Origin of the sequence: Aquipseudomonas guryensis, from assembly GCF_014164785.1 — a bacterium.
In the GTDB taxonomy this organism is placed as follows: Bacteria; Pseudomonadota; Gammaproteobacteria; order Pseudomonadales; family Pseudomonadaceae; genus Aquipseudomonas; species Aquipseudomonas guryensis.
Map to the genome: position 1 here is coordinate 153,476 of NZ_JACJFN010000004.1, position 15,313 is coordinate 168,788.

Consider the following 15,313-nt stretch of genomic DNA (forward strand, 5'->3'; position numbering starts at 1 on the left):
GTCGCTCCCCGTATCCTGCTTTTTTCCCATGAGCACCGCCGATGCGGCTGCGCAGCGTTTAAACTGCGCAATTCCGCTGCTTTCTGTCGCATTGCCGAAAGCCCCGGAAAACCACGGGTTGCCGCTGTAAGAAGTTGTCGCATGGCGGCAATGCGGGCCCGTAACCAGCCCCTACAATCCTTTCATCACCTGCCATTCAGTGCTGGTGCTGCTTATTCAGGAGAGCTCAGATGTCCGTTCAGCACGATCCGGTGCAACGCGCCGATTTCGACCAGGTCATGGTCCCCAACTATGCGCCCGCCGCTTTCGTTCCGGTGCGTGGCCAGGGTTCGCGAGTCTGGGATCAAAGCGGTCGCGAGCTGATCGACTTCGCCGGTGGCATCGCCGTCAACGTGCTGGGCCACTGCCATCCGGCGCTGGTCAGTGCGCTGACCGAGCAGGCCAACACCCTGTGGCACATCTCCAACGTGTTCACCAACGAGCCGGCCCTGCGCCTGGCGCACAAGCTGGTCGACGCCACCTTCGCCGACCGCGTGTTTTTCTGCAACTCCGGTGCCGAAGCCAACGAGGCCGCCTTCAAGCTGGCCCGTCGCGTTGCCCATGACAAATTCGGTCCGGAGAAGTGCGAGATCATCGCCGCCATCAACAGCTTCCACGGCCGCACCCTGTTCACCGTCAGCGTCGGCGGCCAGCCGAAGTATTCCGATGGTTTCGGGCCGAAGATCCAGGGCATTACGCATGTCCCGTACAACGACCTGGCTGCGCTGAAAGCGGCGATTTCCGACAAGACCTGCGCCGTGGTGCTGGAACCGATCCAGGGCGAGGGCGGCGTGCTGCCGGCCGAGCAGGCCTACCTGGAAGGCGCGCGCAAACTTTGTGACGAGCACAACGCGCTGCTGGTATTCGACGAAGTACAGAGCGGCATGGGCCGCAGCGGCCAGCTGTTCGCCTACATGCACTACGGCGTGACCCCGGACATCCTCTCCAGCGCCAAGAGCCTGGGTGGCGGTTTCCCGATCGGCGCCATGCTCACCACCACCGAGCTGGCCAAGCACCTGGCGGTCGGTACCCACGGCACCACCTACGGCGGCAACCCGCTGGCCTGCGCCGTTGGCGAGGCGGTGATTGACGTGATCAATACCCCGGCCGTACTGGCAGGGGTGAAGGCCAAGCACCAGCAGTTCACCAACCGCCTGCGGGCGATCGGCGAGAAGTACGGCGTGTTCAGCGAAGTGCGTGGCCTCGGCCTGCTGCTCGGCTGCGTGCTAGCCGATGCCTGGAAGGGCAAGGCCAAGGCCGTGCTGGATGCCGCCGCCGTCGAAGGCGTGATGGTGCTGCAGGCCAGTCCGGATGTGGTGCGCTTCGCCCCGAGCCTGGTGGTGGAAGACGCCGACATCAACGAAGGCCTGGACCGCTTCGAGCGCGCCGTGGCCAAGCTGGTACAGGGCTGATGCCCTGGCCGCGCCTGCGGGCGCGGCCGGTTGGCGGCACAGGCAGTGCCGCCTGCTTTCTCAGGACGAGCAATTCCATGCGTGATCGGGCCATGGCCCGGTCTTTCTCCAGCGCCTTCCATTGAGGCGCCTGGAGCTTTTATTGAAAAAGGAGTGACGCCATGCTGGTGATGCGCCCCGCGCAACTGTCCGACCTTGCCGAAGTGCAGCGTCTGGCTGCGGATAGCCCGGTAGGTGTCACGTCACTGCCGGACGACGCAGCCCGCCTGAGCGACAAGATCGCCGCCTCGGAGGCCTCGTTCGCCGCCGAAGTCAGTTTCAATGGCGAGGAGAGCTACTTCTTCGTCCTCGAAGACACCGCCAGCGGCCGCCTGGTCGGCTGCTCCGGCATCGTCGCCTCAGCCGGTTACTCCGAGCCCTTCTACAGCTTCCGCAACGAGACCTTCGTGCATGCCTCGCGCGAGCTGAAGATCCACAACAAGATCCACGTCCTCTCGCTGTGCCACGACCTCACCGGCAACAGCCTGCTGACCAGCTTCTACGTGCAGCGCGAACTGGTCGACAGCGCCTTCGCCGAGCTCAACTCGCGGGCTCGTCTGCTGTTCGTTGCCAGCCACCCGGAGCGTTTCGCCGACGCCATGGTGGTGGAGATCGTCGGCTACAGCGATGAGCACGGCGATTCGCCGTTCTGGGATGCGGTCGGGCGCAACTTCTTCGACATGAGCTACACCGAGGCCGAGCGCCTGTGTGGCCTGAAGAGCCGCACCTTCCTCGCCGAGCTGATGCCGCATTACCCGATCTACGTGCCGCTGCTGCCCGATAGCGCGCAGGAAGCTATGGGCCAGGTCTACAGTCGCGCCCAGGTGACCTTCGACATCCTCATGCGCGAAGGCTTCGAGACCGATCACTACATCGACATCTTCGACGGCGGCCCGACCCTGCATGCGCGCACCTCGGGCATCCGCTCGATCGCCCAGAGCCGTGTGGTGCCCTTGCGTATCGGTGAGCCGGGCAAGGGTGGCCGCCAGTACCTGGTGAGCAACGGCCAACTGCAGGACTTCCGCGCCATCGTCGCCGACCTCGATTGGGTACCCGGCAAGCCGGTAACCCTGTCCGCCGAAGCGGCCGAGGCCCTGGGTGTCGGTGAAGGCGTCAGCGTCAGGCTGGTCGCGGTTTAACTACAAGCGGCGTGCTGCGCGCAGCATGCCTGGATACCTTTCAAACTCGTAGCTGGCCGCCGCAGGCAGGCCGCTATCCGGAGGATCTATGATCGTTCGCCCCGTCCGTAGTGCCGATTTGCCGGCGCTGTTCGACCTGGCCCGCAGCACCGGCGCCGGGCTGACCACCTTGCCGGCCAACATGGAGCGGCTGGCGCACCGGGTCAGCTGGGCGGAGAAGACTTTTCGCGGCGAGGCCGAGCGCGCCGATGCCGACTACCTGTTCGTGCTCGAAGACGATGACGGGAAGGTCGTCGGCATCTCCGCCGTGGCCGGTGCCGTGGGCATGCGCGAGCCCTGGTACAACTACCGCCTGGGCCTGACCGTGAGCGCCTCGCAGGAGCTGAAGATCCACCGCGAGATTCCCACCCTGTTCCTCGCCAACGACCTCACCGGCAACTCCGAGCTGTGCTCGCTGTTCCTGCATGCCGAGCATCGCACCGGCCTCAATGGCCGTCTGCTGTCGAAGGCGCGTTTCCTGTTCATCGCCGAATTCCGTGAGCTGTTCGGTGACAAGGTGATCGCCGAGATGCGCGGCATGTCCGACGCCGATGGCCGTTCGCCGTTCTGGGAAAGCCTCGGTCGGCACTTCTTCAAGATGGAATTCAGCCAGGCCGACTACCTCACCGGCGTCGGCAACAAGGCCTTCATCGCCGAGCTGATGCCCAAGTTCCCGCTCTACACCTGCTTCCTCTCCCCGGAGGCGCGCAGCACCATCGGTCGCGTCCACCCGGACACCGAGCCGGCGCTGGCCATGCTCAAGGGCGAGGGCTTCGCCTACCAGGGCTATGTCGACATCTTCGACGCCGGCCCGGCCATCGAGGTGCCCACCGACAAGATCCGTGCGGTGCAGAACAGCCAGACCCTGGTGCTCGCCGTCGGCACCCCCGGCGATGACGCCACGCCTTACCTGATCCACAACCGCAAGCGTGAAGACTGTCGCATCACAGCCGCCCCGGCGCGAGTCGCCGCCGGCACCCTGGTGGTCGATGCGCTCACCGCCAAACGCCTGCAACTCGCCGTCGGTGCCCAGGTGCGCGCGGTACCGCTGTCGGCCAAGGAGACACAATAACAATGACTACTCACTTCATCGCTGGTCACTGGCAGTCCGGTCAGGGCGAGGCGTTCAGCTCCCTCAATCCGGTGACTCAGGAAAGTATCTGGGCTGGCCAGGGCGCCAGTGCCGCGCAGGTCGAGGCCGCCGTGCAGGCTGCCCGCGCTGCGTTTCCGGCCTGGGCGCGACGTACGCTGGAAGAGCGCATTGCCGTGCTCGAGCAGTTCGCTGCGACCCTCAAGGCGCACAGTGACGAGCTGGCGCGCTGCATCGGCGAGGAAACCGGCAAGCCGCTGTGGGAGTCCGCCACCGAAGTGACCAGCATGGTCAACAAGGTCGCCATCTCCGTGCAGAGCTACCGCGAGCGCACCGGCACCAAGAGCGGCCCGCTGGCCGATGCCACTGCCGTGTTGCGCCACAAACCCCATGGCGTGGTGGCGGTATTCGGCCCCTACAATTTCCCTGGCCATCTGCCCAACGGTCATATCGTGCCGGCGCTGCTGGCCGGTAACGCGGTGGTGTTCAAGCCCAGCGAGCTGACCCCGAAAGTCGCCGAGCTGACGGTCAAGTGCTGGATCGAAGCCGGTCTGCCGGCTGGCGTGCTCAACCTGGTGCAGGGCGCCCGTGAAACCGGCGTGGCCCTGGCTGCCAGCACCGGCATCGATGGCCTGTTCTTTACCGGCTCCAGCCGCACCGGCAACCTGCTGCACAGCCAGTTCGCCGGCCGTCCGGACAAGATCCTCGCCCTGGAAATGGGCGGCAACAACCCGCTGGTGGTCGATCAGGTCGCCGATCTGGATGCGGCCGTGTACACCATTATCCAGTCCGCCTTTATCTCTGCTGGCCAGCGCTGCACCTGTGCGCGGCGCCTGCTGGTGCCGGCAGGCGCGTGGGGCGATGCCCTGCTGGCGCGCCTGGTGGCGGTCAGTTCGACGATCAAGGTCGGCGCCTTCGACGAGCAGCCGGCGCCCTTCATGGGCTCGGTGATCTCTCTGCAAGCCGCCGAGCATCTGCTCAAGGCCCAGCGTCAGCTGGCCGATCAGGGCGCCAGCGTGCTGCTGGAGATGATCCAGCCGCTGCCGAACGCAGCGCTGCTGACCCCGGGCATCATCGACGTCACCGCCGTCAGCGAGCGCATCGACGAGGAATTCTTCGGCCCGCTGCTGCAGGTGATCCGCTACGCCGATTTCGACGCTGCCATCGCCGAGGCCAACAACACCCAGTTCGGTCTGGCCGCTGGCCTGCTGTCGGATTCCGCCGAGCGCTACCAGCAGTTCCTCATCGAGAGCCGCGCCGGCATCGTCAACTGGAACAAGCAGCTGACCGGCGCCGCCAGCAGCGCGCCGTTCGGCGGTGTCGGCGCCTCCGGCAACCACCGCGCCAGTGCCTACTACGCGGCCGACTATTGCGCCTACCCGGTCGCCTCGCTGGAAAGTGAAACCCTGAGCCTGCCCGCCACCCTGACCCCGGGAGTGAGTCTGTAATGTCCGCCTATGAAATGAACTTCGATGGCCTGGTTGGCCCGACCCACAACTACGGCGGCCTGTCCTATGGCAACGTGGCGTCGCAGAGCAACAGTCAGGCTACTTCCAGTCCTAAGGAAGCGGCACTGCAGGGCCTGGGCAAGATGAAGGCACTGATGGAAATGGGCTTCAAGCAGGGCGTATTTGCCCCGCAGGAGCGCCAAGACGTCGCGGCCTTGCGCAGCCTGGGTTTCGCCGGCACTGATGCGCAGGTGATTGCCCAGGCGGCGAAAGAGGCGATGCCGTTGCTGGCGGCTGTAAGTTCGGCTTCCAGCATGTGGACGGCCAACTCCTGCACCGTCAGCCCGAGTGCCGACACCGCCGACGGCCGCGTGCATTTCACTGCGGCCAACCTCAACTGCAAGTTCCACCGCAGCATCGAGCACCCGACCACCAGCCGCGTGCTTGGCGCCATGTTCGCCAGCGAGCAGCACTTCGCTCACCACGCCGCGTTGCCGGCGGTCGGCCAGTTCGGCGATGAAGGTGCGGCCAACCACACGCGCTTCTGCAAGGGCTATGGCGATGCCGGTGTGGAGTTCTTTGTCTACGGTCGCAGCGCCTTCGACAGCCGCTACCCGGCGCCACAGCGTTACCCCGCGCGGCAGACCCTGGAAGCCTCGCAGGCCATCGCCCGCCTGCATGGCCTGAGCGACGAGGGTGTGGTCTATGCTCAACAGAACCCGGCGGTGATCGACCAGGGTGTGTTCCATAATGATGTGATCGCGGTGGGTAACGGCGAAGTGCTGTTCTACCATCAGGATGCCTTCCTCGACACTGAGCGGGTGCTGGCCGAACTGGCCGCCAAGCTCGGCCGCCGTGGCGGCAACTTCCAGGCGGTCTGTGTGCCGCGTGAAGCGGTGACGGTGGACGATGCAGTGCGCTCGTACCTGTTCAACAGTCAGCTGCTGACTCGCGCCGACGGCAACATGCTGCTGATCGTGCCGGAGGAGTGCCGCAACAACAGCAATGTGTGGAACTACCTGCAGCAGCTCACCAGCGGCAACGGCCCGATTCGCGAGGTCAAGGTGTTCGACCTCAAACAGAGCATGCAGAACGGCGGTGGACCGGCTTGCCTGCGCCTGCGCGTGGCGCTCAAGGACAACGAACTGGCGGCGGTCAATCCTGGCGTGATCATGACCCCGAACCTGTACGAAACCCTGACCAGCTGGGTCGGCAAGCACTACCGTGATCGGTTGGCGGAAAGCGACCTGGCCGATCCGCAACTGCTCATCGAATGCCGCACGGCATTGGATGAACTGACGCAGATCCTTAAACTAGGCGCGGTTTATCCTTTCCAATTGGCTTAAAGAGTACTTATTTCATGTCCGACGCCCTGCAACTTATCCTCGAAGACACTGACGGCACCCAGCTGGAAACTTCCTGCACGCGCTTTGCCGTCATCTGGCAGGGCAAGGAAGTGTGGATTCAGACTGCCGGCAACGGTCAGCTGCTGATCGGTGTGGATGTGGAGGAGGGTGACGCCGAATACGCCAACCTGCTGCTGCGCCCGCTGGCCACTAACCTGGTCAGCCTGCAGCTGGAGATGGAACCGGCCGAGGTCGGCGACGAAGATGACGACCATGTGCATGGTCCGGACTGCAACCACTAAGGACGTCTGCTGCCATGCTCGCCCTCGGCAAACTGCTTGAACTGACCCTGGCCGGCCGTGAGCCGACCGAGAAGATTCAGCTGACCCGCGAGGGTGCGCGCTTGCACTGGCTGGGCCTCGGGGCGCTGGAAGTAACCCCGCCGGTCGGTGCCGACTGCGGCCTCGATTTGTTGCTGTCCGCCGGTATCCATGGCAACGAAACCGCTCCGATCGAACTGCTCGACCGCCTGCTGCAGCGCATTGCCTCTGGGCAGCTGATTCCGCAGGCGCGCATTCTCTTTCTGTTCGGCAATCCCGAGGCCATGCGTCGCGGCGAGCGCTATATCGAGCAGGACATCAACCGTCTGTTCAGCGGTCGCCACGAGCAGAGCAGTGGTCCCGAGGCCCTGCGTGCCAACGAACTGGAGCGTCTGGCGGCGGCTTTCTTCAGCAAGACCGGGCGTGCCCGCCTGCATTACGACCTGCATACCGCCATTCGCGCCTCGAAGATCGAGCAGTTTGCCCTCTACCCCTATGCCGAAGGGCGTAAGCATTCAGCCAGCGAGCTGGCGCGCCTGCGTGCCGCAGGTATCGATGCGGTGCTGCTGCAGAAGAAGGTTGGCATCACCTTCAGTTCCTACACCTACGCGCACCTGGATGCCGAGGCCTTTACCCTGGAGCTGGGCAAGGCACGGCCATTCGGGCAGAACCAGGAGGTCAATCTCGATCTGCTGGAGCAGCGTCTGCAGCAGCTGATCGAGAACAACGAGCCGGCCGATACCCGGCTCGATGGGCTGCAGCTGTTCAGCGTGGCGCGTGAGGTAATCAAGCACAGCGATGCCTTCAAGCTGAATCTGCCCAGCGACGTGGAGAACTTCAGCGAGCTACCGGTCGGCTACCTGCTGGCCGAGGACATCGCCGGCACCCGCTGGCTGGTGGAAGAGCAGGGTGCACGGATCATCTTCCCCAATCCCAAGGTCAAGAACGGTCTGCGTGCGGGAATCCTGATCGTTCCTACTACCCTCTAAGTCGCAGAGCAAAACCGGCGCACCGGTCATTTTCTGCGCGCTTCATCCAGTCGATAGCCGTTTTCTATCCTTTTTCCCCGTAAACGGGCTGTGCCTGCCGCGCGGGGCCGATATAATGCGGCCCTTTGCCGGCTTGCCGTGGCCGTCGTTTGCCTGGAAGAAATACATGAAAAGCGCAGAAATCCGTGAAGCCTTCCTCCGCTTCTTCGAAGAGAAGGGGCACACCCGTGTCGCATCCAGCTCGCTGATCCCGGCGAACGACCCGACCCTGCTGTTCACCAACGCCGGGATGAACCAGTTCAAGGACTGTTTCCTCGGCCTGGAAAAGCGCGCCTACACCCGCGCCACCACCAGCCAGAAGTGCGTGCGTGCTGGCGGCAAGCACAACGATCTGGAAAACGTCGGCTACACCGCGCGCCATCACACCTTCTTCGAAATGCTGGGTAACTTCAGCTTCGGCGACTATTTCAAGCGTGACGCCATCAGCTACGCTTGGGAGTTCCTGACTTCCGATAAGTGGCTGAACCTGCCAAAAGAGAAACTCTGGGTCACCGTCTACGCCACCGATGACGAGGCCTACGACATCTGGCACAAGGAAGTCGGCATCCCGGCCGAGCGGATGATTCGCATCGGTGACAACAAGGGCGCGCCGTACGCTTCCGACAACTTCTGGGCCATGGGCGATACCGGCCCGTGCGGCCCGTGCACCGAGATCTTCTTCGACCACGGCGAGCACATCTGGGGCGGCCCGCCCGGCTCGCCGGAAGAAGACGGCGACCGCTACATCGAGATCTGGAACAACGTGTTCATGCAGTTCAACCGCACCGCGGACGGCGTGCTGCACCCGCTGCCGGCGCCGAGCGTGGACACCGGCATGGGCCTGGAGCGCATCAGCGCGGTGCTGCAGCACGTCAACTCGAACTACGAGATCGACCTGTTCCAGAGCCTGCTGAACGCTGCGGCCAAGGCCATCGGCTGCGCCAACGAGGCCCAGGCTTCGCTGAAAGTGGTGGCCGATCACATCCGTTCCTGCGGCTTCCTGATCGCCGATGGCGTGACCCCGTCCAACGAAGGTCGCGGCTACGTGCTGCGTCGTATCATCCGTCGCGCCTGTCGCCACGGTAACAAGCTGGGCGCCAAGGGCAGCTTCTTCTACCAGATCGTTGCCGCGCTGGTCGGCGAGATGGGCGAAGCCTTCCCCGAACTGAAACAGCAGCAGGCGCATATCGAGCGCGTGCTGAAGACCGAGGAAGAGCAGTTCGCCAAGACCCTGGAACAGGGCCTGAAAATCCTCGAGCAGGATCTTTCCGAGCTGAAGGGCAGCGTCATCCCCGGCGAAGTGATCTTCAAGCTGTACGACACCTACGGCTTCCCCATGGACCTCACCGGCGACATCGCCCGTGAGCGCGAGCTGACCCTCGACGAGGAAGGCTTCGAGCGCGAGATGGATGCCCAGCGTGAGCGCGCCCGCTCCGCCAGCGCCTTCGGCCTGGACTACAACAGCCTGGTCAAGGTCGACGTGGATACCGTTTTCACCGGTTATGCGGGCACCCAGGGTGCCGGTAAGGTTATCGCCCTGTTCAAGGCAGGTGCCGCTGTCGACAGCCTGGGCGAAGGAGAGGAGGGCGTGATCGTCCTCGACCAGACACCGTTTTACGCCGAATCCGGCGGTCAGGTGGGTGATACCGGTTACCTGACTGCTGCCGGTGTGCGCGTCGATGTGCGTGATACCACCAAGGCCGGTGGTGCCTTTCTGCACCACGCTATCGTGGCTCAGGGTGCGATCAATCTTGGTGCCGAGCTGCAGGCCGTGGTCGATGCCTCGGTGCGCCAGGCCACCGCGCTGAACCATTCCGCGACCCACCTGTTGCACGCGGCGCTGCGCCAGATCCTCGGTGAGCACGTGCAGCAGAAGGGCTCGCTGGTCGACAGCCAGCGTCTGCGCTTCGACTTCAGCCACTTCGAGGCGATCAAGCCCGAGCAGCTGAAAGCCCTGGAAGAACTGGTCAACGCCGAGATCCGCAAGAACTCGGCCGTCGAGACCGAAGAGACCGACATTGAAACCGCCAAGCAGAAAGGCGCCATGGCGCTGTTCGGCGAGAAATACGGCGATGAAGTGCGCGTGCTGAGCATGGGTGGCAGCTTCTCCGTTGAGCTGTGCGGTGGTACCCACGTCTCGCGTACCGGCGATATCGGTCTGTTCAAGATCACCAGCGAATGCGGTGTGGCCGCCGGTGTGCGTCGTATCGAAGGGGTCACCGGCGCCGCGGCGCTGGCCTGGCTGAACAGCGCGGAAGAACAGCTGAAAGAAGCCGCTGCGCTGGTCAAGGGCAGTCGCGACAACGTGCTGGACAAGCTGTCCGGCCTGATCGAGCGCAACCGTCAGCTGGAAAAGGAGCTGGAGCAGCTCAAGGCCAAGGCCGCCAGTGCCGCCGGCAATGACCTGGCTGGTTCCGCTGTCGAGATCAAAGGCATCAAGGTGTTGGCTTCACGTCTCGACGGTCTGGACGGCAAGGCCCTGCTGGCGATGGTTGATCAGCTGAAGAACAAGCTCGGCAGCGCGGTGATCCTGCTCGGCGGCGTGCAGGACGACAAGGTTGTGCTGGTTGCCGGCGTGACCCAGGACCTGACCGCCAAGCTCAAGGCCGGCGACCTGATGCGTCAGGCTGCAGCGGCTGTCGGCGGCAAGGGCGGCGGTCGTCCGGACATGGCCCAGGGTGGCGGTGTCGATGCCGGCAAACTGGACGAGGCGCTGGCCCTGGCTGCGACCTTCGTCGAACAAGCGCTGTAAAACAGCAAAAACCAGGCCTGCAGTGCGTCCGGCAGGCCTTGGCAGTATGACCCGATGCGGGTTTAATGGGCGCCCTTCGAGGAATCAGGCGGCTTTTTGACATGGCTTTGATCGTACAGAAGTTTGGGGGCACCTCCGTCGGCACCGTCGAGCGTATTCAGCAGGTGGCCGAGAAGGTGAAGAAGTTCCGCGCAGGCGGCGATGATATCGTCGTCGTGGTTTCCGCCATGAGTGGCGAAACCAACCGCCTGATCGAACTGGCCAAGCAGGTCAGCGATGGTCAGCCGGTGCCGCGCGAACTCGACGTGATGGTTTCCACTGGCGAGCAGGTGACCATTGCCCTGCTGGCCATGGCCCTGATCAAGCTGGGCGTGCCGGCGGTGTCCTACACCGGCAACCAGGTGCGCATCCTCACCGACAGCGCCCACACCAAAGCGCGCATTCTGCAGATCGACGACCAGCGCATTCGCGCCGACCTCAAGGCTGGTCGTGTGGTCGTGGTCGCCGGTTTCCAGGGCGTGGACGAGGAAGGCAACATCACCACGCTCGGTCGTGGCGGCTCCGATACCACGGGTGTGGCCCTGGCTGCGGCGCTGAAAGCAGACGAGTGCCAGATCTACACCGACGTCGATGGCGTCTACACCACCGATCCTCGTGTGGTGCCCAAGGCCCAGCGCTTGGACAAGATCACCTTCGAAGAGATGCTGGAAATGGCCAGCCTCGGCTCCAAGGTGCTGCAGATCCGCTCGGTGGAATTCGCCGGCAAGTACAACGTCCCGCTGCGCGTGCTGCACAGCTTCCAGGAGGGGCCAGGCACCCTCATTACCCTTGATGAAGAGGAATCCATGGAACAGCCGATCATCTCCGGCATCGCTTTCAACCGCGACGAAGCCAAGCTGACCATCCGTGGCGTGCCGGATATTCCGGGCGTGGCCTTCAAGATCCTCGGTCCGATCAGTGCCGCCAATATCGAAGTGGACATGATCGTGCAGAACGTGGCGCATGATAACACCACCGACTTTACCTTCACCGTGCACCGCAATGACTACAACAACGCCATGGGCGTGTTGGAAAACACCGCGCGCGAGCTGGGTGCCCGTGAAGTGATCGGCGACACCAATATCGCCAAGGTTTCCATCGTTGGCGTCGGCATGCGTTCCCATGCCGGCGTTGCTAGCCGCATGTTCGAGGCGCTGGCCAAGGAAACCATCAATATCCAGATGATCTCGACTTCGGAAATCAAGGTTTCCGTGGTGATCGAAGAGAAATACCTGGAGCTGGCGGTGCGCGCGCTGCACACTGCCTTCGAACTGGACGCTCCGGCCCGACAGGGCGAGTGATGCGTTGCCCAAAAGGCGCGGACTAGTCCGCGCCTTTTGCCTTTTTGAGTGGTGCGGCGGAACTTTCCTTTTGCCCGCACTGGTCAATACTTGAGTGAAGGTTCCGATTAGAGCTTCGCGGGGCTGCCACTATTTTATTTTCTGCAGACTTGTTGTCCTGAACTAAATCCGTGAGGAGAAAGGAATGCTGATTCTGACTCGCCGGGTCGGAGAGACCCTGATGGTCGGTGATGAAGTGACCGTCACTGTGTTAGGCGTGAAAGGTAATCAGGTGCGCATCGGCGTCAACGCTCCGAAGGAAGTTGCCGTGCACCGTGAGGAAATTTACCAACGTATTCAGAAAGAGAAGGGCGACGAACCAAGCCACTAATTTTTATCGAAATTTTGGCTTTGCAAACGGGGAAAACATGGTTATCATGCGCCCCGTGTTGCGGAGAGGTGGCCGAGTGGCCGAAGGCGCTCCCCTGCTAAGGGAGTACACCTCAAAAGGGTGTCGGGGGTTCGAATCCCCCCTTCTCCGCCATTATTTAGTGCTGTAGGCGTTGATGTTGAATGTCTGCAGTGCAAGCGTTACATGCACTCATAGCTCAGCTGGATAGAGTACTCGGCTACGAACCGAGCGGTCGGAGGTTCGAATCCTCCTGAGTGCACCAAATCAGAATGGCTTGCAGTGATGCAGGCCATTTTGTTTCAGCCAGCGGTGATCTGGTTAAAAAGCACCATCTGCACTCATAGCTCAGCTGGATAGAGTACTCGGCTACGAACCGAGCGGTCGGAGGTTCGAATCCTCCTGAGTGCACCATTTAAGAATCATGCGCAGCAATGTGGTTGATTCGGTTTCAGCCAGTGGTGATCTGGTTTAAAAGCGCCATATGCACTCATAGCTCAGCTGGATAGAGTACTCGGCTACGAACCGAGCGGTCGGAGGTTCGAATCCTCCTGAGTGCACCATAAAACGAAAGGCCCGCAGACATGCGGGCCTTTTGCTTTTCAGCGTTTACCTTTTACGCAGCCGCCTTCATCGAAGGTCACTTGGCGTCGATTGCCATCCGTATCCGTGTATTGATAGCGAGTCTGGCCATCCTGGGTGGTGACTTTATCCGGCTTGCCTAGGCTGCTTTCCACGTCGCTCTGGGTCATGCCGCTGCGCACCTGCTGGCGGATAATGGCATTGCGCCGCTCGCTGCCAGTGACTCGATTGCCGCAGCCGTCCTGCTTCGCGCCGGTGACGAGCACCTGCATGTCATTGTTTTTATCACTCTTGCTGCTCTGGCTCTTGCTGGTCTTGGCCAGTGGTATTGGCTTGCCTTGGCCTGGCGTCTGGTTTTCGGCGCTCTGCAGCGCCTGGCTGGCATCTGGCGGGCAGCCGTTGCGGGTGTAGGTGATATGGCCGCTGGTATCCTCGCAGCGAAACACAGTCGAGGCGAGTGGTTCTTGGCTGGGGTGGAGCAGGGCTGCGCAAAGTCCTGCGCATATCAGTCGTAGCATAAGGCGTCCTCCATGACGTTCCTGGGCAAGCCTAGTCGCGGCAGCTCAATGTGCCAGTGGTGTCTTGTGACGCACCGCAAACGTCAGAGTCAAGCCTGTAATCACTACTGAGGTATGTGATGCAAGCGCTTGTTCTTGCCGTGATTTTGTCGCGTCCCGGGCTGATTGGAGTGCTATCATTACCCGGTCAGCCCCGCCGGGGCTTGTGGAATCCCACCATGGACTTACCCAGTAGTTACTCAAAACCCCGATTGCCCAATCGCGTATTGACTGATTGATCCCCGTGGCGTGCTCTGCTGCTGGGGTGGAGCGCGCCATATGACTGAAGTAGAAGCCAAAAAGCCGCAAGAGAGCATGCAGGACCGCCTGGCGCAGGTGGTTGAACTGTTGCATCGGCACAAGCTGGTCGAAGGCCTGGCACATCGCCAGGAAGGCCAGCACCGGGACCTGGTGGAAAACCTGGTTCATCGGCAAAACCTCGCCGAGTTGCAGCGCAAGCTTGATGAGCTGCACTCGGCCGACGTCGCCCATATCCTTGAAGCCCTGCCGCTCGATGAGCGTCTGACCGTCTGGCAACTGGTCAAGGCTGAGCGCGACGGCGACATCCTCCTCGAAGTTTCCGATGCTGTCCGTGAGTCGCTGATTGCGGACATGGATGATCACGAGATCCTTGCGGCTGCCCGTGAAATGGATGCGGACGAGCTGGCGGATCTGGCTCCCGAGTTGCCACGTGATGTGGTGCTTGAACTGATGGAGTCCCTCGATGCGCAACAGCGCGAGCGCGTGCGCTCGGCGTTGTCCTATGAGGAGGATCAGGTCGGTGCGCTGATGGACTTCGAGATGGTCACCATTCGCGAGGATGTCAGTCTCGAAGTAGTGCTGCGCTATTTGCGGCGACTCAAGGAGCTGCCTGGCCATACCGACAAACTGTTCGTGGTCGACTATGACGGCATCCTCAAGGGCGTGCTGCCAATCAAGCGTCTGCTGGTCAATGATCCGGACAAGCAGGTTGGCGAGATCATGGCCAGCGATCCGGTCAGCTTCGGTCCGGACGAAGATGCCTATGACGCGGCGCAGGCTTTCGAGCGTTACGACCTGGTTTCTGCACCCGTAATCGATGCCTCCGGCAAGTTGATCGGTCGTCTGACCATCGACGAGATGGTCGACCTTATCCGTGAGGAGAGTGAGACCGAAGTGCTCAACATGGCCGGTCTGCGCGAAGAAGAAGACCTGTTTGCGTCGGTGTGGAAGTCGCTCGGCAACCGCTGGTCCTGGCTGGCGATCAACCTGATCACTGCTTTTGTCGCCTCGCGGGTGATCGGTCTGTTCGAGGGCTCGATCGAGAAGCTGGTGGCGCTGGCGGCGCTGATGCCGATTGTGGCGGGTATCGGGGGTAACTCGGGTAATCAGACCATCACCATGATCGTGCGTGCCATGGCCCTGGATCAGGTGGGTACCGGCAATACCTCGCGCCTGGTGCGCAAGGAGCTGGGAGTAGCGCTGGTCAATGGCCTGGTCTGGGGCGGGGTGATCGGTGTGGTGGCTTTCCTGCTGTATGACAGCTGGTCTCTGGGTGTCGTAATGACGGGGGCGATGACCCTCAATCTGCTCCTGGCAGCGCTGATGGGGGTGTTGATTCCGATGACGCTGGTGCGTATGGGGCGTGACCCGGCCATGGGTGCCAGTGTGATGATCACAGCGATGACCGATAGCGGCGGCTTCTTCATCTTTCTGGGCTTGGCTACAATTTTCCTGCTGTAGCCATCGCAATAAAAAAGCCGCCTACGGGCGGCTTTTTTACGGGCATGAAAAAGCCGGCGATCAAGCCGGCTT

General features: G+C 62.4%; 12 protein-coding genes and 4 tRNA genes. 15 read left to right on the top strand and 1 reads right to left on the bottom strand.

Features of this window, described 5'->3' with window-relative positions; translation table 11 throughout:
• The first annotated feature begins 230 nt into the window (after nucleotides 1-230).
• The 14 genes from H3H45_RS15890 to H3H45_RS15955 all read left to right on the top strand — a co-directional run bounded on the left by H3H45_RS15890 (nucleotide 231) and on the right by H3H45_RS15955 (nucleotide 12,943).
• Nucleotides 231-1,451, top strand: a complete 1,221-nt coding sequence (locus H3H45_RS15890; RefSeq protein ID WP_182834697.1) for an aspartate aminotransferase family protein — start codon at nucleotides 231-233, stop codon at nucleotides 1,449-1,451.
• A gap of 161 nt (nucleotides 1,452-1,612) precedes the next feature.
• Nucleotides 1,613-2,629, top strand: a complete 1,017-nt coding sequence (aruF, locus tag H3H45_RS15895) for an arginine/ornithine succinyltransferase subunit alpha (protein ID WP_182834698.1) — start codon at nucleotides 1,613-1,615, stop codon at nucleotides 2,627-2,629.
• Nucleotides 2,630-2,717: 88 nt separating this feature from the next.
• Nucleotides 2,718-3,740 (top strand): arginine N-succinyltransferase, encoded by a 1,023-nt coding sequence (astA, locus tag H3H45_RS15900; protein ID WP_182834699.1) that lies wholly within the window; start codon nucleotides 2,718-2,720, stop codon nucleotides 3,738-3,740.
• 2 nt (nucleotides 3,741-3,742) lie between these two features.
• Nucleotides 3,743-5,206: a succinylglutamate-semialdehyde dehydrogenase gene (gene astD / locus H3H45_RS15905; protein WP_182834700.1), complete on the top strand. Its 1,464-nt coding sequence runs from the start codon at nucleotides 3,743-3,745 to the stop codon at nucleotides 5,204-5,206.
• Nucleotides 5,206-6,552 carry an N-succinylarginine dihydrolase gene (gene astB, locus H3H45_RS15910; RefSeq protein ID WP_182834701.1) on the top strand — a complete coding sequence of 449 codons (1,347 nt, stop codon included), beginning with the start codon at nucleotides 5,206-5,208 and terminating at the stop codon, nucleotides 6,550-6,552. Before astD ends, astB begins: the two co-directional genes overlap by 1 nt.
• A 14-nt stretch (nucleotides 6,553-6,566) precedes the next feature.
• The gene (locus H3H45_RS15915; RefSeq protein ID WP_160490414.1) at nucleotides 6,567-6,854 is read left to right on the top strand and encodes a topoisomerase II; all 288 of its coding nucleotides are present in this window, start codon (nucleotides 6,567-6,569) and stop codon (nucleotides 6,852-6,854) included.
• A 14-nt stretch (nucleotides 6,855-6,868) separates the two neighbouring features.
• Entirely contained in the window at nucleotides 6,869-7,861 is a 993-nt protein-coding gene (gene astE, locus H3H45_RS15920) for a succinylglutamate desuccinylase (protein WP_182834702.1), read from the top strand.
• Between the two features lie 166 nt (nucleotides 7,862-8,027).
• A complete protein-coding gene (alaS, locus tag H3H45_RS15925; protein WP_182834703.1) occupies nucleotides 8,028-10,652 on the top strand; it encodes an alanine--tRNA ligase in 2,625 nt (874 codons plus the stop codon).
• 101 nt (nucleotides 10,653-10,753) lie between these two features.
• Entirely contained in the window at nucleotides 10,754-11,992 is a 1,239-nt protein-coding gene (locus H3H45_RS15930) for an aspartate kinase (RefSeq protein WP_182834704.1), read from the top strand.
• A 184-nt stretch (nucleotides 11,993-12,176) separates the two neighbouring features.
• A complete protein-coding gene (csrA, locus tag H3H45_RS15935; protein WP_069517029.1) occupies nucleotides 12,177-12,362 on the top strand; it encodes a carbon storage regulator CsrA in 186 nt (61 codons plus the stop codon).
• 62 nt (nucleotides 12,363-12,424) lie between these two features.
• Nucleotides 12,425-12,515, top strand: a tRNA-Ser gene (locus H3H45_RS15940).
• Nucleotides 12,516-12,568: 53 nt separating this feature from the next.
• Nucleotides 12,569-12,645, top strand: a tRNA-Arg gene (locus H3H45_RS15945).
• A 72-nt stretch (nucleotides 12,646-12,717) separates the two neighbouring features.
• Nucleotides 12,718-12,794 (top strand) — tRNA-Arg (locus tag H3H45_RS15950).
• Nucleotides 12,795-12,866: 72 nt separating this feature from the next.
• Nucleotides 12,867-12,943: transfer RNA gene (locus tag H3H45_RS15955), tRNA-Arg, on the top strand.
• 39 nt (nucleotides 12,944-12,982) lie between these two features.
• On the opposite strand, the gene H3H45_RS15960 is transcribed toward H3H45_RS15955, so the two are convergent.
• A complete protein-coding gene (locus H3H45_RS15960; protein ID WP_182834705.1) occupies nucleotides 12,983-13,480 on the bottom strand; it encodes a hypothetical protein in 498 nt (165 codons plus the stop codon).
• 318 nt (nucleotides 13,481-13,798) lie between these two features.
• On the opposite strand from H3H45_RS15960, the gene mgtE reads away from it, so the two are divergent.
• Entirely contained in the window at nucleotides 13,799-15,241 is a 1,443-nt protein-coding gene (gene mgtE, locus H3H45_RS15965) for a magnesium transporter (protein WP_182834706.1), read from the top strand.
• The last annotated feature ends 72 nt before the right edge of the window (nucleotides 15,242-15,313 follow it).